The sequence below is a fragment of the Serratia plymuthica NBRC 102599 genome (assembly GCF_001590925.1).
Lineage (GTDB): Bacteria > Pseudomonadota > Gammaproteobacteria > Enterobacterales > Enterobacteriaceae > Serratia > Serratia plymuthica.
Window position 1 is genome coordinate 289077 of sequence record NZ_BCTU01000007.1, and the last position, 20134, is coordinate 309210.

Sequence of the window (20134 nt, forward strand, 5' to 3'; positions counted from 1 at the left end):
ATGAAAATGATAATAACACTTATTATCATTTTCATAAATATAGGACAACAGGTTAATGCGTGTCGAATGAGGGGATTATCGAGGTAAAAAACCTTCGCCGGCGGCGGTGGAAATATTGGCGGCCGGCGTAATAACCGAAAAGGAATCCGCCGCCACCCGTTCCCAGATCCGCAAAGCCTCATTATAGTTAAACCGGGGGCTGCCTGAATGCCACAGCGGCGGCAGTGTCCCCCATCAACCTGAGGGAGCTATCACTTTTATGCTTTTAAAACAAACAACTGCAGGCCTGCTATTGGCGGGAACCAGCCTGTTGGCGGCGGGCAACGCTCTGGCGGCTTCCGATACGCTGGTTTATTGCACGGTCGCCTCGCCGGAGTCTTTCAATCCGCAACTCGCCAGCTCCGGGCCGACTTTTATCGCCACCTCGCAGGTGCTGTATAACCGCCTGCTGACGCTGCGCGAAAGCGATAAAACCCCTGCCCCCTCGCTGGCCACCGAGTGGACCATCAGCCCGGATGGCAAAACCTACACCTTTACGCTGCGCAAGGGCGTGAAGTTCAACAGCAACAAATACTTCACCCCGACGCGCGACTTCAACGCCGAGGACGTGGTGTTCACCGTGATGCGCCAAAAAGACGCTAATCATCCGTACCACAAGGTGTCCGGCGGTAACTACGAGTACTTTACCGACACCGGGCTGGACAAGCTGATTACCCACGTCGAAGCGGTGGATAACGACCACGTGCGCTTTACGCTCAGCCAGCCCAACGCCGCGTTTTTGGCCGACTGGACGATGGATTTCGCCTCGATTCTTTCCGCAGAATACGCCGATGCCATGCTGAAGAAAGGCACGCCGGAGTACGTGGATAACTGGCCTATCGGCACCGGCCCGTTCGCGCTGCAGCAGTACAAGCAGGATTCGCTGATCCGCTACGTGGCCAACCCGCATTACTGGCAAGGCGAGGTGGCCAGCAAACACCTGATTTTCTCCATCACGCCGGATGCGCAGACCCGGGTGGCCAAGCTGAAAACCAACGAGTGCCAGATCATTCCCGCCCCGCTGCCGGAGCAGTTCGACGCCATCAAGAGCGACAAAAACCTGCAACTGCATAACATCAACGGCCTGAACGTCGGCTACCTGGCGTTCAACACCCAGAAGAAACCTTTTGATAACGTGCTGGTTCGCCAGGCGCTGAGCTATGCGGTGGACAAGAAGGCGATTGTCGCGGCGGTGTTCAAAGACAGCGGTACAACGGCCAATTCGGTGCTGCCGCCGGCGATGCTGGGATACAACGACAAACTGCCGGAATATACCTACGATCCGCAGAAGGCCCGTGATCTGCTGAAACAGGCCGGGCTGGAAAAAGGCTTTGAAACCGACATCTGGTCGATGCCGGTGGCGCGGCCATACAACCCTAATTCGCGGCGTATTGCCGAGATGATCCAGAGCGACTGGGCGAAAGTGGGCGTGAAGGCCAAAATCGTCACCTGGGAATGGGGCCAGTACCTGGCCGGGCTGCGCAAAGGGGAACAGCAGAGCGCGCTGTATGGCTGGATGTCGGATAACGGCGACCCGGATAACTTCGCCACGCTGCTCGGCTGCGCCGGCGTGCAAACCGGCGCCAACATAGCCCGCTGGTGCGACAAAGGCTACGATCGGTTGATCCAGAAAGCTATTCAGGTGAGCGCCCCGGCGGAACGCGCCAAGCTTTATCAGCAAGCGCAGGTGATTTTTGCCGAACAGACCCCTTGGTTACCGCTGGCTAACGGCAAGGTGTTCTACGCCACCCGCAGCAACGTCAGCGGCTATGTGGTTGACGTTAACGGCAGTGACTTCGCCAAAGCGAAAGTGAACTAAGCCAAAGCGCCGGGATAAATTCAAACCCGGCGCTTTCCTCTCCTGTAACATTTCGTTACTCTCAACGCCTATTGGATCTCACGTAAACAAGGCAAATCCAGTGCAGAAAACATTTATGCCGATGCAGATCCGTCTGCACTGGCTGGTCGCTATCCTGTTGGTCATCACCTGCGCCACGATTGAGCTGAGAGGCTTTGCCGAACCGGGCACACCGTTATGGTATCTGCTGGTGGTCACCCACTTCAGCTGCGGGGTGACGGTGTTCGTCTTGATGATCGCCCGCCTGATCCTGCGCGGGCGTCACGCCTCCCCCGCCATCAGCCCGATGCCGCCAAAATGGCAAACCGGCGCGGCGCATCTGGTGCATACCCTGATTTACCTGCTGCTGCTGACGCTGCCGGTTCTGGGCGTCTATTCCCGCTATCTGGGCGGCAAGGAGTGGTTTTTGTTTGGCCTGCCGATGCCGTTTGCCGAGATTGCCGACCGGCCGCAGGCGCGAACGATTATCGGCTGGCACAAGACGCTGGCCGCTTTCGGTTATTGGCTGATTGGCTTGCACGCCGCTGCGGCGCTGATTCATCATTATGCCTTTAAGGACAATACCTTGGTGAGAATGCTGCCGCTGTTTAAAAAGCGCTAACCAAGGGCAATAAGATAATAATAAGCATGTATATATAAGCCAATGGAAATAATCTATTGGCTTATTAATTCCACTATTGCTTCGATAAAATAAAAAATCCCCCCATCGAGTTGTATCTATCCCGGATATTGACTAAGGTTATCCATACAGTTCATATGCTCGAAATTTAATAACGATAATCACACGTCCGTTTATTTAAAATTTATGTCTTCATCTTAAAAACGCCAGTTATTCTTCTGGGCAACGGTGTCATGCCATGTGTTTACACAAGGTGATTCAGCGCTACCCATAATTTCATTAATTCACTTTCATCGACTACACACACGGGAAAGTCAATATGGCTTCCCCATTCATAAAAGTCTGGAGAAAAGTAATGAAAATCATGACTGGCGTTATTCTACCCACGGTTGCTGCCCTCGTTTTTTCCGGTATGGCGCAAGCGGCAGACAGCGCAAAAACGATGACCGGCAAAGCGCTGGTGACGTTGGAGCATGTGCACGCCGTACAAGAAAATGGCAGCCCCGCGCCCGAGCACGATGCCGCCTGTATGAAACAGCTTTCGAAACCTGAATCCAAGTATGTCGGGATGAAAGTGACCAGCGAATACACCATCGATACCACTTCGATGATGATGTCCGCAAAATCCATGCTGCCCTCCCCGAATACCCTGCAACCGCTAGAAATTACGGTTGATTTGTCCCCGTTGGGCATGGCGGGTGTTTATGCGTTTGGCGCCTTCAAACCGAGTTCTTTGCCGCAGGATTATGTTTATTTCACTATCGACAAAGACTATAAAAACCCGGTCAGCACCTTTATGATTATCAATAAAGACGAAAAATATAACTGCGTCATTTCCAGCTCTGACAAAGCAATGAGCAAAGAACAGCGTAGCCATCTTGTGGTTAAGCAATAACCGCGACTATTCATTAGATAATAATGGGGGCTGCGGATAGTTAACTGCCCTGCCCCCATATTTGTACCTGCTGTTTTCATCCGCATTAAATAGTGCCGAATTCTGATGCAGAATGACCGCTCTACTCATCCTTATATATAGGTTCAGAGTATCTTGAAGGCCATATCTCCGCAGGGGGAAGCTTCAAAGCTTCGGCTATCAGCTTGTTATCTGATGCGCCTACTAGCCCATTTAGGGATAATGGCAGATATTCGACTTTGGGATATCACTCGCGGAAAACGCCATGACTTCAGTTTATTCAACCGAGTATCAATTAGTTATAAAAATACTTCGGGATGCTCGCATAGAAAAAGGCATAACTCAGACCAAACTGGCCGAGGCGCTGGGCCGCCCGCAGTCGTTTATCGCCAAGGTTGAAAACGGCGAGCGTAAGCTGGATGTGGTTGAGTTTGCTGTGATGGCACGGCTGCTTGGGGTGGATGCTGGTGCTGTGCTGGGAATGATTGGTGAGCGGGTTCATTCATTGTAATAGCGAAATCGAACCTACGACCTTCGCATTACCAATGTGTAAATAGATTGCGTATCGAGCGCCACGAGTAAATTAGGCACTTCCGAGCCGTTGGTGTACTGACCCCGCCCGGTAGAGGATCCTGTCCTATAGTCAGGCTGAGTCATCCGCAAGACTTTGGCGGTTATGAGCGAAATGCAGACCTGCAATTACTGTCTGCGTTTCCACTCATCGACTACATCACCTAAAGTTTTTGGAACATCATTACGTATCCAGGCCATAAATTCTCGATTAAATCGAAAGTCGTCCCCACACTCCTTAATCATGAAACGACGGACGTTTTGAGTGTTTTTGTAGTTTTTATCAACATTCGTAGCGCGTGTAAGCAATGAGCTATGCCAATCTATTTTCAATTTACAATCCCACTGTAATGATTCATTTTTTAGCATTCGTTTCATGCCCGAAATTGTCTAAATGTCGAATTCATCGCCTGTTAAGAGCGAGGAGCAGACATACCTGTCCAGAGTAAAGGCTGTCATATCATAATTAAGACGCTACGAACTGTAAGGTATCATTAGCTACCGTAATGGTTTACTTCATGGCTAAAACGAGAGATTTTATCTTTTCTGCCTTTTCAAAGTGATCCAGTTTCATCTCCATAATCCACCAATGTGCAACCTCCATCAGCAGTTCCGGGTCATCATTTTTATTGGCAAAAAAAGCATAAAAAGACAGCCCTACGTTACTGCCCTTGGTCACAATTTTTGCCTCACACGTCCTGATGATCTTTTCCTTCATTCCTACCCGCATGTTCGCTCCTTTTTGTTCGCTGGACTTAAGCCTATTAACCATAACATCTGTACGTGCAACACCCGAACGCCTCTCAGGGCTTTTCTGCGAGCTACGGGCTCAAAACCCATATTTTTACCCGGCTGAATACCCAAAAACGCACCTGTATTACTGTGGTAACTGGCAATAGCCGGGGGACTGACACTCATTATTTTTTCTCTATTCAGCCTGATACCATAAGTTCGAGCAACTGACCGAATACCTCGTAAGAATCATAATATCTCTTCGACTCATCGTCCGTGTGAGTTCAAAGTACCAACGTCCCCCCTTGATTAAGGATAGCGTTGCATCGACCCGTTGAACTCACAGCACAAAACCAACTGTCCGATTGGATTTCGCTTAGACCAACTACGATGCCAGCTCAGGCCTGAACCCGTATGCAAAAAGGGCGCAGTTCAATGAACTGCGCCCTTAAACTTAAAACGCGAAACCTGACTTAACTACGAACCAAATCGTCGCCGTAGCCGATCCACTTGTAGGTGGTCAGTGCGTCCAACCCCATCGGGCCGCGTGCATGCAGCTTCTGGGTGCTGACCGCCACTTCTGCGCCCAGGCCGAACTGGCCGCCGTCGGTGAAGCGGGTGCTGGCGTTAACGTACACCGCCGAGGAATCCACAGCGCGCACGAAGTGCTCGGCGCTGCTCAGCGAACGGGTGAGGATCGCATCGGAGTGGTTGGTGCCGTGGGTGCGGATATGGTCGATGGCTTGATCGATATCGTCCACCACCAGCACGTTCAGATCCAACGACAGCCATTCGTCGTCGTAATCCCCTTCCGCCACGTCCACCACCGTCGCCGGGCCGTTTTGCAGCAGCGGCATAGCGTTCTGCGCCGCATGCAGCGTCACACCCGCCGCCGCCATCTTGGCGCTCAGCGCCGGCAGGAACTGTTCGGCGATGTTGCGGTTCACCAGCAGCGTTTCGAGCGAGTTACAGGCGCTTGGGCGCTGGATTTTGGCGCTCTCGATGACCGTCAGCGCCTTATCGAAATCAACGCTGTCGTCAACGTAGGTATGGCAAACGCCAATGCCGCCGGTGATCACCGGAATGGTCGACTGTTCGCGGCACAGTTTGTGCAAACCGGCGCCGCCGCGTGGGATCAGCATGTCTACGTAGCGATCCAGGCGCAACAGCTCATTCACCAGCGCGCGATCGGGGCTGTCGATCGCCTGCACCGCCGCAGCCGGCAGGCCGCATTGTTCCAGCGCCTGCTGGATCACCTTCACCGTCGCCAGGTTGGTGTTGTGGGTTTCTTTACCGCCACGCAGGATCACCGCGTTGCCGGTTTTCAGGCACAGGCTGGCGACGTCGATGGTGACGTTCGGCCGTGCTTCATAAATCACGCCGATCACGCCAAGCGGCACGCGGCGGCGTTCCAGCTTCAGCCCGCTGTCCAGCAGGCTGCCGTCCAATACGTGGCCGACCGGATCGTTCAGACGGCACACCTGGCGCACATCGTTGGCGATGGCCGCCAGCCGCGCCGGGGTCAGCAGCAAGCGATCGAGCAACGCTTCGGTCATCCCGGTTGCGCGCGCCTGCGCCATGTCTTGTTCGTTGGCCTGCAAAATCACTTCGCTGTTGGCTTCCAGCATATCGGCCATCACCGACAACACCTGGTTTTTTTTCGCCGTGCTCAGCACCGCCAGTTGCCAGGAGGCCTGTTTGGCGGCCTTCCCCATTTGCTCTAGCATGCTCACTCCTTAGCTCACAATCATGTCGTCGCGGTGCACTGCCACCGGGCCGTATTCGTAACCGAGAATTTCGCTGATTTCCTGCGAGTGGTGGCCGGCAATCATGCGCATCGCGTCGCTGTTATAGCGGCTGACGCCGTGCGCCAAATCGCGCCCCGCCAGGTTGCGGATGCGGATCACTTCGCCACGGGAGAAATCGCCCTTCACTTCGCGAACGCCCTTCGGCAACAACGAGCTGCCGCGCGCCATAATGGCGTCGACCGCGCCGTCGTCCACGGTGATTTCACCGGCCGGCGGTGCGCCGAAGATCCAGCGTTTGCGGTTTTCCAACGGGGTTTCCAGCGCGTGGAAACGGGTGCCCACCGGTTTGCCTTCAATCACGTCGCCCACCACGCCCGGCTTGCTGCCTGCGGCGATGATCACGTCGATACCGGCGCGGCAGGCCACGTCGGCCGCCTGCAATTTGGTGCCCATGCCGCCGGTGCCCAGCCCGGAAACGCTGTCGCCGGCGATGGCGCGCAGCGCGTCGTCAATGCCGTGCACTTCACGGATCAGCTCCGCCTGCGGGTTGTTGCGCGGATCGGCGGTATACAGGCCTTGTTGATCGGTCAGCAACAGCAGTTTGTCGGCCCCGGCCAGGATCGCCGCCAGCGCCGACAGGTTGTCGTTGTCGCCCACCTTGATTTCTGCGGTCGCTACCGCGTCATTCTCATTGATTACCGGCACGATACGGTTATCCAGCAGCGCGGTCATGGTGTCACGCGCGTTGAGGAAGCGTTCGCGGTCTTCCAGATCGGCGCGCGTCAGCAGCATCTGCCCGACGTGGATGCCGTAAATGGAGAACAGCTGTTCCCACAGTTGGATCAACCGGCTCTGGCCGACCGCCGCAAGCAGCTGCTTGGAGGCGATGGTAGCGGGGAGTTCGGGGTAGCCCAAATGTTCGCGCCCGGCGGCAATCGCGCCGGAGGTGACGATAACGATGCGGTGACCCGCTGCATGCTGTTGTGCGCACTGGCGTACCAGTTCGACAATATGGGCACGGTTAAGACGCAGCGATCCGCCGGTCAACACGCTGGTGCCCAATTTCACAACCAATGTCTGGCTGCCGTTCATAGTGTTTCTGCCGTGTAATATACCCGTCATCTTTCAAGCTGCAGCGTTGTTGGCTGCTCGCACTCACCCCAGTCACTTACCTCAGTAAGCTCTTGGGGATTCCTGCGCTTGCCGCCTAGCTGCAACTCGAAAGCTATAGGGTATGATGAGAATAAGAGTGCAAAGGACTTTGTAACAGGAGAGACGCGTTATGCCAACAGGCACAACGCGAAATCAGCACAATACTGTAGTCAAACGGGGTCAGGCGGAGAGTTTAATCGGTTTTTCTTTGAAATCATCGGCCGGTTCAAGCGCCAGCTCCATCGTCGCCAGCAACTCGCCCAAGCGGCGATGGAAATCACGCAGGGTGGTTTCCAGCTTGGTTTTTACTTCAGTATCTTTAATCTTTTCCGGCGACCAGCGCCCGTCCTTATCAAACAGACCGAACTGATAAGCATAAGTGAAACGCGCCTCTTCAGCATGCAGCTCGATCCACCATCCTCAGAACTCACGCTTCTCTGGCGCGGGTTTGACATTGACGCAAACGGCTAAACAATCAAAGAAAAAACGGTCGTTCTCGCACTGCCCTTCACGCAGGTACGGCCCCAAGCTGGCAAAACGTTTCATTAGTCGGCTTTTAGGGTGACCACTAGGTAACGTCATTCTTTAACCTCCTCAATGTAGACCACTCTTTTTAACAAACTGTTAAAATTTAGCAACAAATTAACGCATTTTATCTTTCATCCAGTGAGCCATTTGCAGCAAGGCCTTGTGGAAACTGCTATACACCGGTGCGCGTGGAATAGCAATTAACTTGCCGTCCATCGAGGACGACGCGATCAGTTGCGCCTCCTCTTTCGGGCTGAGCGGATCCCGATCCCAATAGCCTGCCAGCATCGGCGTCGGGCAGCGGCGGCCCAGCAAACCCTGGGTTTTCAGCGAATAACTGCTCAGTTCCACCCTCAGCACGTTATCCGAGGCGTTGGCCATCCCCATCCGGCTGGCGAGCACGTCCATATACATGTCCGGCACGTCTCGCTGGCGGCCGGCGTCGCATAACAGGCTGTGGACCACCGGCCCCAGACAGGCCACGCCACGCAACCGCTGCGGCTCCAGATAAGCCAGGCGCACCGCCACGTTGGCGCCGAAACGGAAACCAAATGCGGTAACGCGCTGATGGTCGATCCAGGGCACCGAAGGCAGTTGAGCCAGCACCTGCTGATGCAGGAAGCTGGAATCCTGTGTCAACTTCCACTTATAAGAAGAACCGATGGAAGGCATATCGATGGTCAGCATGGCGATACCGTGCGGCGCCAGGTACTCGCGGAACAGGCGGTGGTAGTCGGTCTGCAGGGTATCCAGGCTGCCGCACATCAGCACCGTCGGGAACGGCGCCTCGCCCTTCTCCGGCAGGTGCAGGAAGCCGGTAATACTGCTTCCCCCGTCAATGCGGAACTCCAGCTCCTTGAGCTGATAAGGCAACAGCAGCGCTGCCTCTTCGTAAGCGCGGTTGGCCAGCGTCTCGGCCTGTTCGGCCAGTTCGTCGCCTTTCAGGTGCGGATAGCCGGCGATGCTGTAAAAGTTGACGGCATTGAGCCAGTACTGGCCGCCGATCAGCGGATCTTGCTGTTCCAATGCCCGCTGCTGCCAGAGCATGCCCTGATGCACCCACTCGTAGATCCAGTTGCCATTACGGTAACCGATCACGGTATCGAGCAGTTTGTCGTTGGTATGTTCCACGTCGGCGACCGCAATACGCGCCAGCACTTCGTTGATTTCGATCGGATCAACGCCGCGCCAGGCCCACAGCAGCGGGTTGAGCATGCGATACCAATTACTGACAGTGTTGCCTTCCAGCGTGGAGTGCAGATCGGCGCCGGCTTTGTTGCGCGCACGCAGCACCAGCGTCGAGGTCTCGGGGTGTTTAAATGAGGGTTTGAACAGGATTTCAGAAAGGTTGGCTTGTGCCATGGTAACAACAGCCTCCGTAAATCTGGCCGTAGGCCGCAAACAGCCTACTTAACTGGAGGTAGTGTACCTAACTCTGGGGCGATAAACCAAAATAACGAAAACGCCCGGCACAACCGGGCGTTTTACTGGCGTGAGCGGGGATTAACGGCCGCCGATCGGTGGCACGAAGGTCACCGCCATGTCCCACGGCTGCTCGATCCAGGTATCCTGTGGGATATCGACCACATAGTCGTCCACCAGCGGGCGGCCTGCCGGCTTGGCGAAGATGGTGACGAAATGCGCTTTCGGATACATGTCACGGATCGCTTTCGCGGTGCCGCCGGTATCCACCAGATCGTCAACCACGATAAAGCCTTCACCGTCGCCTTCTGCGCGCTTGAGTACCTTCATTTCGCGTTGGTTGTCATGGTCATAGCTGGAAATGCAGACGGTATCCACGTGGCGGATGCCCAATTCGCGCGCCAGCAAGGCCGCCGGCACCAGGCCGCCGCGGCTTACGGCAATAATGCCCGTCCATTGGTCAGCAGGCAGCAGGCGGTGAGCCAGTTTGCGCGCTTGCATTTGCAGCATGTCCCAGGTAACAACGTATTTTTCGCTCATAAAATGGTATCCCAGCCAGCAATGGTGTAGCTTACTCGTGATCAGGGGAAAAAAGGTTGCGCGAGATTATAGAGACTGGTTGAGCCGAATACCAGTTGTACTGTGGAAATCATAAGTATTTCGTCTGGTGATTGATCCTGCATAAACCAACAATCACACGTCAAATATGTGCATTCTCCCCCTTAAACAGTGCAATAGGGTACGCGCGCGCCCCTGAATAAAGTGATATTCTCTGGAGATCGTGCCAAAAACGCACCGATGCCAATCCACCCTAACCGAGCGGCATTCACGCCATGCTGAGAATGCTGTCACAGGAGACCTATAGTGTCTGAATTGTCTCAACTTTCACCACAGCCGCTGTGGGATATTTTTGCCAAAATCTGCTCTATTCCGCATCCTTCTTATCATGAAGAAGCGCTGGCACAGCACATCCTCGCATGGGCCAAAGAGAAGAATCTGCATGCCGAACGCGATCAGGTGGGCAATATCCTGCTGCGCAAACCGGCCACCAAAGGCATGGAAAACCGTAAACCTGTTGCCCTGCAAGCGCACCTGGATATGGTGCCGCAGAAAAATAACGACACCGTGCACGATTTCGCCAAGGATCCGATTCAGCCGTATATCGACGGCGAGTGGATCAAGGCGCGCGGCACCACGCTGGGCGCCGACAACGGCATCGGCATGGCTTCCGCGCTGGCGGTGCTGGCTGACGACAGCGTCGAACACGGCCCGCTGGAAGTGCTGCTGACCATGACCGAAGAAGCCGGCATGGACGGCGCATTCGGGCTACAGCCTAACTGGCTGCAGGCGGATATCCTGATCAACACCGACTCCGAAGAAGAAGGCGAGATCTACATGGGTTGCGCCGGCGGTATTGATTTCATCACTACCCTGCCGTTGCAGCGCGAAGCGGTACCGGCCGGCTATCAGACACTGAAACTGACACTCAAGGGCCTGAAAGGCGGCCACTCCGGGGCCGAGATCCACGTAGGCCTGGGCAATGCCAACAAGCTGCTGACGCGCTTCCTGTTCGCTCATGCCGCAGAACTGAACCTGCGCGTGCTGGATCTGAACGGCGGTACCCTGCGCAACGCTATCCCGCGTGAAGCCTCTGCGGTGGTTGCCGTGCCTGCGGCAAAAGCCGACGCGCTGAAAGCGCTGAGCCAGGCCTTCCTGAGCACACTGCAAAACGAGCTTTCCGCCAAAGAGAAGAACATCACCGTGCTGCTGGAGCCGGTTACCAGCGCCTCTCAGGCGTTGACCGCCGACAGCCAACAGCGTTTTCTGGCCCTGCTGAACGCTACGCCAAACGGCGTGATCCGCATGAGCGACGCGGTAAAAGGCGTGGTGGAAACCTCACTGAACGTTGGCGTGGTCACCACCAGCGAGAACGAAGCGGAAATCATCTGCCTGATCCGCTCGCTGATCGACAGCGGCAAAGATTACGTGGTCGAGATGCTGACCGCGCTGGGCCAGTTGGCCAACGCCAAAGTGGCACCGAAGGGCGGTTACCCAGGCTGGCAACCGGACGCAGACTCACCGGTCATGCATCTGGTGCGCGAGATCTATCAGGATCTGTTCAACAAGACGCCGAACATCATGGTGATCCACGCCGGTCTGGAATGCGGCCTGTTCAAAAAGCCGTACCCGAACATGGATATGGTGTCGATTGGGCCAACCATCACCGGGCCACACTCGCCGGATGAGCAGGTACATATCGAAAGCGTCGGCCTGTACTGGAAGCTGCTGACCGCGCTGTTGAAAGCGATCCCTGAGCGCGCGTAATTAAAGCGTTACACGCGAGAAAGCCCGTTAGGGACCTAAGGCCGATCGGTTAAGGATCGGCTGATCCACTCTTTATACTGCATAAAAATCCGGAAGCGTTTCTGTTTCCGGATTTTTAGATACGGCGAAAAATGCAGTCGCCGTCTGCCACACCACCAACAAAGCCCGCCAGGGCCCATCGTGAAGACGGTTTTTCACAAGAGGATTTTTCCACCTGTCACTTGCCGGCTATTTCAGCTATAGGCTCGCCAATAAACGTAATTCATCTTATGGTTGCCATATCCACATAACCAGCCCCAACGCAGCCCCCCAGAACATAATGCAGAGCAACACGGAACCAATCCAAATACCCTTACCACTGAACCACCAATCCAGGGACAGCCATTGAGTACTCAACGAACACCAACATCTATAAATATAAGCCCGCATCATTTCTTCTCCTTATGAAATATGTCATTACGCAATGCTAATATCGTCAGAATATGTTAGGTGCGAAGAGCGGTATTCCCAGCACCTGCGCGGGTTTATAAGGCAATATCGCGCCAAAGCATCCTGGCGGTGGAATCATCCTGCCGCCCCTGGACACATAATAATCTGACATCATGTCGATAGCTTCTGTCAGGTATTCTCGATGTGCATTACACACACTACCGAGCATTCCCCATGAATCAACGGCCATGCCGTACCAGCGTTCTCCAGAGCCTCTTCTTTTCATTAAAAAAGCTAAAAGTAAATAAGGGGGTTAAATAAAAATCATCAATTCCACTCGCAACGTCAAGAATACACCTTGCGCTTAATCCTTAAAAATACGATGACTACACCAATACTTTTCCGTTAACATTTCTGTTAATAGAAAAAGATGTCAGGCAGGCAAACCCACCTGACAGGTTTGACTTAAAAGTGGTATTTCATTCCAAGCATAGCGGTATTGTCGTTATAACCCGCATCACCCATTTTCACACTTACGTTGCCCCAAAGATTCAGGCGAGGATTAATTTGTCCTTCCAACCCCACTTTAGCCTCGGCCAGGTTTTTTGTTCCATTCTGGCGAATACGCACGTCATCCATTTTGGTCGCAAAATGGCGCGTATTGTGCAACCAGTTCAGTTCGATATAAGGCTGGAATTCGCGCTGCTTGCCGTTATCTTGCGCGTGATGGCCTTTGAGGTAAGTTTTAATGCCCAGCCGAGTCATGATATTCCCATCACCCTCACCGCTAACCTGTGTCCCATTGGCTTCCTGAAGGCTGTCAGCTCTTACTCCCATCCATACGACTTGGGCCTGTGGCTGAATAAACCACTCATTCAGCGTGCCATGGCTCCCCAGGGATTGCCCAATTTTCCATGTATACCCCCCCTCCAGTGAAGCGGTAATCCCATGAGATTTATAGTTCTCATTCGCCAGCGTCTCACCGCTAACGTCGTTGTTGAACCAGCTGTACAGTAGCCAACTGTCCAGATAAGCGCCGGCAGGCTTTTCATTGTTCGCATACCAAGTGGCGTAGCTTCCTACACTGTAGCCATCAACGGAACCTTTCGAACCGTAGCCACTTACCTGGTTACGGGAAGCGCTATGGTTATTGCCATAACCCGCCATGAAACCGATATGCCAGCGATCCAGTCCATCCGTGCTCCAGCGTGCAACATCGCCACCAATTTGAGTCATGTAACGGTTACTCTGGGTTTTCTGTTGCCCGCTGCCATCGCGCCAGGCATTACGCCCGCCGAGCTGACGTAACCACAGGCTGGTCACCTCCGGCTGGCCGGTCAACGCATCAATATATTGGGTTTCCCCCAGGCGATCATGCAGCGTCATCATAAACAGGTTATTAGCCGCCGCCAGGTTGGCCGTGTAACTCCCCCCTTCAGGGCGAACAATCGAAGGCTTTGTCGGCTGCGGATCTGGCATTGGCTCAGGCGCAGGTACGGATTCCGGTTCTGGTATGGGTTCTGGTATGGGTTCTGGCGCAGGCTCGGGGTTAATCAGGTTACTGGTCAAATACCAACTTTGCCCCTTTTTGATCAGATCGTAATCGTAAGCACCGGCAACGATACGATCCGTTTTGACAAAACGTCCCCAAGAGGTGCCACCGACATCGACAATCTTTACTCCCTCAATAGTTTGTGCGCCATGCCCACCAAGATCATTAATGGAAACATTAGTCGCTCCCTGCTGCACATCCCCGGTAACAATAAGTTTATTAACCGGTGAATCATCGGCGCCCAGCAGGCTATTCATTACCAGTGTTCCATTGTTACCGCTGTAATCCCCCGACACCGTCAAGGTGTCGAATTTGTTCCGATCGGAAAAGACAACAGTGCCATTATTGCTGAGTTGTCTAACAACAGAACTGTTATTCATATTCCAGGCACTACTGCTATCAAGTGTCAGTGATGATGCGTTATTTACTGCACCATTCAGCACGGAACCAGATCTGAGATTAACGTTTACCGAATTACCCGGGTTCGCCACCGCGATATCACCGTCTAGCATGCTGTTGGTAGCATTGAGTGATACGTTGCTGTAGATGTTATTGGCCGGCTCAAGGACATCTTCATAGTTGCTGACGGTCATAAGCTGGTTATTTCCGCTGCTAAGAACGGAATCTTTCACCTCCAGCGCCAGATCGGTAGTGTTGACGTCAATCACCTGTGCCAGCTCGCTTTTGAGCAGAACATTATCCAGTAACACGTTATTGCTTAGCGGCGTGGTAGAGGAGTAGCCATTTACGTACAGCCCCACAGCGCCTTCGCCTGAGGCAGTAATAAGGCTGTTGCCAATGTTCAGTGAGCCCGCCCGACTCCACAGCCCAAAACCCTCTTTGCCTGCGGTTTCGATTCGCACATTATCCGCGATTATTTGCGATCCTGGATAGGCCAAGAGGCCCGGAGCAAGCTCGCCGCGTGTAATAATCGTGCTGTTTGTCAGCGTACCCGTCCCGCCAAGCGCGGTGAAAAATCCCGCGCTTCTTGCTCCGGCGGTAGTAATAGACAGTTCATCACCCTGAACCAGTTTTTCTGTATAGAGGCCATAGGCATTTCCCCCCAGCGTTTCAATGGTGCTGTTTGTGATCTTCGCAGCCCCTTGCTGCGCATTGACTGCGATGGCGCGCTCCCCCTTCGTAGTGATAACTGCATTATTCATCATTACCGAAGAATCTTTTGAGGCAATCCACACCGCATCGCTGTACACGCCTTGAGTGGCGAAGCGCCCCCCTTCGACATCAATTTTTGCAGCCATATTAGCGTTTAATGCATAGCTATTATTATCCAAGGTACTGGCAGCGACATTATTTAGCGCCAACTCTCCCGCCATCACCCTAATGGCATCGCCTCCGGCGGTAGCAATAGTACTGTCGTTAACCTGAGCTCTTGCAATACTCTGAGAGGTGGACCAGACACCATCCAGAACCAACCCCAGCGCACTTTTCTGCCCCAGGACAGTGATGTTGCTCAGTACAGCTTCACCGTTGTTCGCCAGATAAATGCCGGTACCGGAACTCCCGCTAACGTTAATTTGTAATTCCTGCGCGGTGAATTTACTGTTATCGATCCAGGCGCCGCCGCCACGGCTGCCTGAGCTATTTAACTGTAATCGCGTGGCCGTAAAATCGGCCCCATTCTTTGCCTGAATGATGAAATCACCGTTAGTATTATTTTCGAGTGTCAGGCCATTGATGGAACGGACGGTTCCATTTGCAATAATGGTGTCGTTGTTTGCCGCCCACACATAAGACCCAGAGGCAAGAAACAGGGAGGAAACATACAGCGGACTATATAATAGCAAGCTAATATTCCATTTTTTTTTAATACAATCATTCATCGTTAACTCCTTTTAAGTAGAATGCTTATAAGCAAAAAGTATTCCGTTCGTCACACTGACACTTTGCAATAAACGAAGCATAGCGATAGAACTCGGCTTGATTTGCCACGCCCATTTTTCGACTCGCGTTTCTATAATGCGTGCCTATTGTTTTTTTCGAGCGATTCAGGATTACTGATATTTCTGTGCTGTTGTATCCCCGACCTATCAATATCATTACATCATTTTCAGTATCGGAGAGTTGGGCGTACTTTTTTAAACCAAAGTTCCAGTACGACTCCTCCTTATTGATAATCATATTATAATCTGCGCGAGCTATCATCAGTATCTTGGAAATCTTCCTGGAAATATCATTTAGAGTTTGGCTTTTGGCCCAAAACGGGACATGGATAGTGATTTTATCAACGTCTTTCTGCTCTGTTCCATTTTTTCTGGGAATATATTTTTTGTCGAAAACATTGATCGTCACCATGTCATCACGGAAGATTATGTTAGCGATATCTCTGTTACTTTCCAGTGAAGGCAATAAGAAACATGCCTCATTTAAACCTTCGTCTTTGAGTTGCTTTAAGATTAAGAAACTCAATCCCGACACCTGGTAAAAGTTAGAATCCATTAATAATATATTTAACATATTCACGCCCATGCACTGCGATCTCCATTCAATTGCAATCTATAACAAAAAACATACCCAGACACCTTTAAGGCTCATTCCTTTAAATGGCATTGATTATTCATCCAGGCTGAGACCTCTCAGCCGTCAATGAAGGTATCTGTTGTTATAAACATGATGTAATCCATCACATCCCGTATAGCGTCGTAACGTTACTCCTTCTGTTTTCAAGCTTAATGTTGCAAAGGATGTTATCTTCATGCCGATAACGTCGATATATCCTGCTGAATGCTGCATCCTTTGAACGTGGTGGAACATTACGGAACTCTTCGGCCAGCCTCATCAGCGATAACCAAGTTTGCATGGTCCGATTAATATCGGATATCAGTCAACCACAGGCACTACTCTGCGACACACTGAACTGAGGTTTAACTGATTTAGGGTCGACAACAACCGGTTTCAGGCGTAAAGACGTTCAGGATAAGTCAGGTATAGCGGCAGATCTGATTCACTGGCGTGCCTGCCTTCTTCCGTTTTAGCACCCGGTTATGACGTTACTGATTTTCAGGATCACGAAAGCGAGCGTTTTTAATAATTCTTTGTCGCTTTCAGCTGCCCGGCGTGCTTTCGTCCCGTTGAATACAGCGTTGTTTAGATTAATGGTACCGTCATGCGGAATGAACCCACTTGACCTCGCGGTGATACTGCCCCATCTCGCTCTGGAGAAAAGGTGAGCCAACCCTCATATTACCTGAACGTTTATGAACGTGACTTGCTTTAAACATACCCCTAAGACTACCTTTTATTTTAAGGGAGGGAAAGTATCTGGGGGATTATTAAACAAACATATAGCTTCCAATATGGATATATAGGATACATATAGATCAAAGCGGGGTTTATGTAACTAATCGATAGAAAATATTTAGATTAACACCAATAACATCACTAAAAGAAATAGAACTATTTACCTTCGTTATAGCGACACAGACATTTTTTACCCCACAACACACTCAATACGCAGAGAAAAAACAAAAATATCGTAAAGTAAAAAAAAACAGCACAATAGACCAATAACACAAAGTGCACGGCAAGTTTTAAATAAATCTCAATACACTTTTAATATATAAATTATTTATTTTTTAATAATATAAATTGAATAATGAAATACATTTTTTGGGTCGCTAGCCGTGGAAATCCGCAGCTAGCTACCCCAATCTAAAATGTTAATAAAGACAAGATCATTTTACGATCCGCTTACCGCAGTTTTAAATCGACCTTTTCTGACTCAAAGTCATAACGGCCGCTCATACAAAGATCAACCGGATGGGGTTTCCAGTAAATCAACCCCCTAACTTCGAAGAGAATGACAGCATGTCGAGCCACAGTGTCTTTTTCCTGCAATGAGCGTACAAGTAGAGTTTCGGGAAGAATGCGTGGTTCAAAACGTAAAATTGTGTTACGAATAGCTTTCTCTATAACACTCCAGTTTTGGTGGTTTTCCTGAGTACCAATTAATGCAGGAACACCATAATTAAGCACCGACTCTATTACGTTTTTATAGCGGTATTCATCAAGCGTATCTTCAATATTGGTATGATTAATCAGATCGGCAATATCTTTTTGTACCAGACTACGCATCCCTTTTATATCAATAGACCTTGCGCGATCGTTCGGGCTTTTTGGCTCATCGTCTTGTAGACGTTCCAACAAAGTTGGAAGATATTGCCTATTTTTTCCAATGAAATTATCCGAAAACAATGTCGCTGACTTCCATAATTGAATGTTCACTGACATTGGTAGTCAGAACCTTACGTCCACTACCGGTAAAGAGAATATCGGACAACGTCGCCCACTCTGTTTTTAACCCCAGCTTACAATCTTGTGAGTCGCTATTATTGACAGGGTAACGTGCCGGAATAAATCCGTGATAAACTTCGCCATCGATTTTAAGGGTTGATGGGATCCACAAGAGATCGAGTAAATCTCCTGGCGTTGATACGCTCAACTGCTGTAGAGAGGAAAAGGGCAACCAGCGATATCCCCCGGCATAAATAAACTCACAAACCGGCCCAATGCGGCTATCGCTATCAGCTATCCAGGAAAATTCTCCCAACGTATCGCTTTTTCCGGCGCTTTCAGGCGCAAGTTCGAAGGCTTCCTGACGAGATATTTCCGCCTGCTCTCCTTTCCCCGCATAGTGCTCCGCATTGGCTTGCTGTAATTTTGCCATCCACTCCGGGGTATCTCCCTGCAAGGTTACCGCGGGACGCTTGCCAGTTAATATCTGCATACGCTGCATTTCACTGAACACTAAATTCTTATACAGTTCGGCCTGCTTTTGTAACCCTTCATCCAGCATCGCCAAGGTTTGAAGCTGCAGCAGAGCCTTATCCCAAACGCCTTCAACGCAATACAATTTGAACAGCACTTCCCTTGCTTTCAAATCCTGTGGGTGCTCTTTTACCTGTGCCAGTACCTGTTCGAATATTTCATCCAGCGAGGCATTTTTTAATGCCTGAGTGAGAAAAGTAAAATCCTGCATAATAATTCTTCCTTAGATTAATAGTGAGAGTCCAAACCAACTTTGTAAAAGTCCTGAAATACCAGTTCAGGCACTGTATATTTTCCTTTAGCAGTAATATGTTCTGGGGAGAGGGATTTGAGAAGATCCACTTTTTCCTCTTCGCTGAAAATGTCATCAAAATGGTCACCTGTATCAAGCTCAGGCCACACTTTTTCCATAAGAAAATCCCTTGCGACAATGCATTCGGTTAAGGTCTTTTCTTTAATCTTTTCCCTGATAATGTCAAAGCGATGATCGGTCTTGATGATATGGTTGGCCAGCTCGTTTCCCCCACCGTAGTACCCGCCATCTTGCTCCCACCAGATAAGAAAGCGTTTATACTCCACTTCCAGTGCCTTCAGAACATCCTCCCCCTTGTCCTGAGCCAGTATCACTTCGTTGAAATAGCGCAGGTCATTAATATAATTACCTCCGTTGGGAAGGATCTCCTCAACTTCAGGAACCTTGTTTGCGGCCTGCCATGATCCATTCGGATAAATAAGCTGATAGAACCCCTGCTCATCCACCTCGTCAGTGCCGCCTGTCATCACCAACTTAAAGTGGCCTACCTGAATTTTGCTTTTATCTCTCAGCGGATGAACGCTTCCGTACTGGAGCTCAACCCCATCCAGCCGGCAAACGAGGTTGGCACATAAATTCAGGATCACGGGCCTGGCCATATGCCAGTAAAAAGCAACAGTATCCTGCTCGGCCTCATTGCCATGGGGCCCGAAAACCCCACTTGAGACATCTAAAACTGCGGCATTATCTGCCGTCAGGTTTCCGATCAGTGCAATAGGCTGGCGCGATGGCGGCCACTCAAAATGAATATTCACATCGTCAACCTATATACACATCGCCGGAGCCTGTCACCACAACCGCACCGCAACCCGTTACATCACCAATCCGCGCTGCGGGAAGGCCGTTAATGTAGACGCTGCCTGAACCTGTCACAACAGGTGCTGCGCCGTGTCCCAGGGCACAAGGCGCAACGCTGGTACCGACCATTGCGGCGGAAAGACCATTAATATAGACATCACCGGAACCAGTGCATATTGCGCCGCCGTGCGCGGTGGCATCACCGACTCGCCCTGCGTTTTGCATGATTAACTTTCCTTGATAAAACACATGGATCGACGACGGATACACTCCGTCGTCGGGTTTAAATGAACCGTTAAGGTTCTATCGTTGCACTACCTGTCGGGGTTGGCGTCGGCGTCACCGTCGGGG

The 20134-nt window shown here is 51.5% G+C and carries 18 protein-coding genes and 1 pseudogene; 5 read left to right on the forward strand and 14 right to left on the reverse strand.

All coding sequences use genetic code 11. From position 1 onward, the window contains the following. The first annotated feature begins 259 nt into the window (after positions 1 to 259). From SPL01S_RS06070 to SPL01S_RS06080, 3 genes are all read left to right on the forward strand, one after another. Positions 260 to 1858, forward strand: a complete 1599-nt coding sequence (locus tag SPL01S_RS06070; protein ID WP_063198221.1) for an ABC transporter substrate-binding protein — start codon at positions 260 to 262, stop codon at positions 1856 to 1858. A gap of 115 nt (positions 1859 to 1973) precedes the next feature. Next, on the forward strand, positions 1974 to 2498 hold the full coding sequence (gene cybB / locus SPL01S_RS06075; protein WP_080589795.1) for a cytochrome b561: 525 nt from the start codon (positions 1974 to 1976) through the stop codon (positions 2496 to 2498). Between the two features lie 373 nt (positions 2499 to 2871). Beyond that, a complete protein-coding gene (locus SPL01S_RS06080; protein ID WP_063198223.1) occupies positions 2872 to 3411 on the forward strand; it encodes a hypothetical protein in 540 nt (179 codons plus the stop codon). Positions 3412 to 3532: 121 nt separating this feature from the next. On the opposite strand, the gene SPL01S_RS25830 is transcribed toward SPL01S_RS06080, so the two are convergent. Next, positions 3533 to 3658 (reverse strand): helix-turn-helix domain-containing protein, encoded by a 126-nt coding sequence (locus SPL01S_RS25830; protein WP_081113144.1) that lies wholly within the window; start codon positions 3656 to 3658, stop codon positions 3533 to 3535. Positions 3659 to 3694: 36 nt separating this feature from the next. On the opposite strand from SPL01S_RS25830, the gene SPL01S_RS06085 reads away from it, so the two are divergent. Beyond that, positions 3695 to 3940, forward strand: coding sequence for a helix-turn-helix domain-containing protein (locus tag SPL01S_RS06085; RefSeq protein ID WP_063198226.1), 246 nt, complete (start codon positions 3695 to 3697; stop codon positions 3938 to 3940). Positions 3941 to 4128: 188 nt separating this feature from the next. Here SPL01S_RS06085 and SPL01S_RS25650 read toward each other — a convergent pair whose 3' ends face one another. From SPL01S_RS25650 to gpt, 7 genes and pseudogenes are all read right to left on the reverse strand, one after another. Next, positions 4129 to 4332 (reverse strand): DUF6434 domain-containing protein, encoded by a 204-nt coding sequence (locus tag SPL01S_RS25650; protein WP_071919944.1) that lies wholly within the window; start codon positions 4330 to 4332, stop codon positions 4129 to 4131. 178 nt (positions 4333 to 4510) lie between these two features. Further along, positions 4511 to 4729: a DUF6500 family protein gene (locus SPL01S_RS06090; protein ID WP_004946854.1), complete on the reverse strand. Its 219-nt coding sequence runs from the start codon at positions 4727 to 4729 to the stop codon at positions 4511 to 4513. 475 nt (positions 4730 to 5204) lie between these two features. After that, the gene (gene proA / locus SPL01S_RS06095; RefSeq protein ID WP_006321290.1) at positions 5205 to 6458 is read right to left on the reverse strand and encodes a glutamate-5-semialdehyde dehydrogenase; all 1254 of its coding nucleotides are present in this window, start codon (positions 6456 to 6458) and stop codon (positions 5205 to 5207) included. Positions 6459 to 6467: 9 nt separating this feature from the next. Beyond that, positions 6468 to 7571, reverse strand: coding sequence for a glutamate 5-kinase (gene proB, locus SPL01S_RS06100; RefSeq protein WP_006323805.1), 1104 nt, complete (start codon positions 7569 to 7571; stop codon positions 6468 to 6470). 240 nt (positions 7572 to 7811) lie between these two features. After that, positions 7812 to 8213 (reverse strand): annotated as a pseudogene (gene crl, locus SPL01S_RS06105) (sigma factor-binding protein Crl). Positions 8214 to 8273: 60 nt separating this feature from the next. After that, on the reverse strand, positions 8274 to 9521 hold the full coding sequence (gene frsA, locus SPL01S_RS06110) for an esterase FrsA (RefSeq protein WP_063198228.1): 1248 nt from the start codon (positions 9519 to 9521) through the stop codon (positions 8274 to 8276). 141 nt (positions 9522 to 9662) lie between these two features. Next, the gene (gene gpt / locus SPL01S_RS06115; RefSeq protein ID WP_004949082.1) at positions 9663 to 10121 is read right to left on the reverse strand and encodes a xanthine phosphoribosyltransferase; all 459 of its coding nucleotides are present in this window, start codon (positions 10119 to 10121) and stop codon (positions 9663 to 9665) included. A gap of 324 nt (positions 10122 to 10445) precedes the next feature. Here gpt and pepD point away from each other — a divergent pair, with 324 nt between their 5' ends. Then, positions 10446 to 11906: a beta-Ala-His dipeptidase gene (gene pepD, locus SPL01S_RS06120; RefSeq protein ID WP_006323802.1), complete on the forward strand. Its 1461-nt coding sequence runs from the start codon at positions 10446 to 10448 to the stop codon at positions 11904 to 11906. 894 nt (positions 11907 to 12800) lie between these two features. Here pepD and SPL01S_RS06125 read toward each other — a convergent pair. The 6 genes from SPL01S_RS06125 to SPL01S_RS06150 form a co-directional block, all read right to left on the reverse strand. Further along, a complete protein-coding gene (locus SPL01S_RS06125) occupies positions 12801 to 15728 on the reverse strand; it encodes an autotransporter outer membrane beta-barrel domain-containing protein (RefSeq protein WP_063198231.1) in 2928 nt (975 codons plus the stop codon). Between the two features lie 25 nt (positions 15729 to 15753). After that, a complete protein-coding gene (locus tag SPL01S_RS06130) occupies positions 15754 to 16374 on the reverse strand; it encodes a helix-turn-helix transcriptional regulator (RefSeq protein WP_232246032.1) in 621 nt (206 codons plus the stop codon). Positions 16375 to 17595: 1221 nt separating this feature from the next. Continuing rightward, positions 17596 to 18081, reverse strand: coding sequence for a type VI secretion system baseplate subunit TssE (locus tag SPL01S_RS06135; protein WP_073972027.1), 486 nt, complete (start codon positions 18079 to 18081; stop codon positions 17596 to 17598). Between the two features lie 4 nt (positions 18082 to 18085). Continuing rightward, positions 18086 to 18883, reverse strand: a complete 798-nt coding sequence (locus tag SPL01S_RS06140; protein ID WP_062869766.1) for a type VI secretion system accessory protein TagJ — start codon at positions 18881 to 18883, stop codon at positions 18086 to 18088. Positions 18884 to 18900: 17 nt separating this feature from the next. Next, complete coding sequence (locus SPL01S_RS06145; protein ID WP_073972025.1) at positions 18901 to 19740, reverse strand: TagK domain-containing protein; 840 nt, start codon at positions 19738 to 19740, stop codon at positions 18901 to 18903. A gap of 4 nt (positions 19741 to 19744) precedes the next feature. After that, complete coding sequence (locus SPL01S_RS06150; RefSeq protein WP_062869765.1) at positions 19745 to 20008, reverse strand: PAAR domain-containing protein; 264 nt, start codon at positions 20006 to 20008, stop codon at positions 19745 to 19747. Between the last annotated feature and the right edge of the window lie 126 nt (positions 20009 to 20134).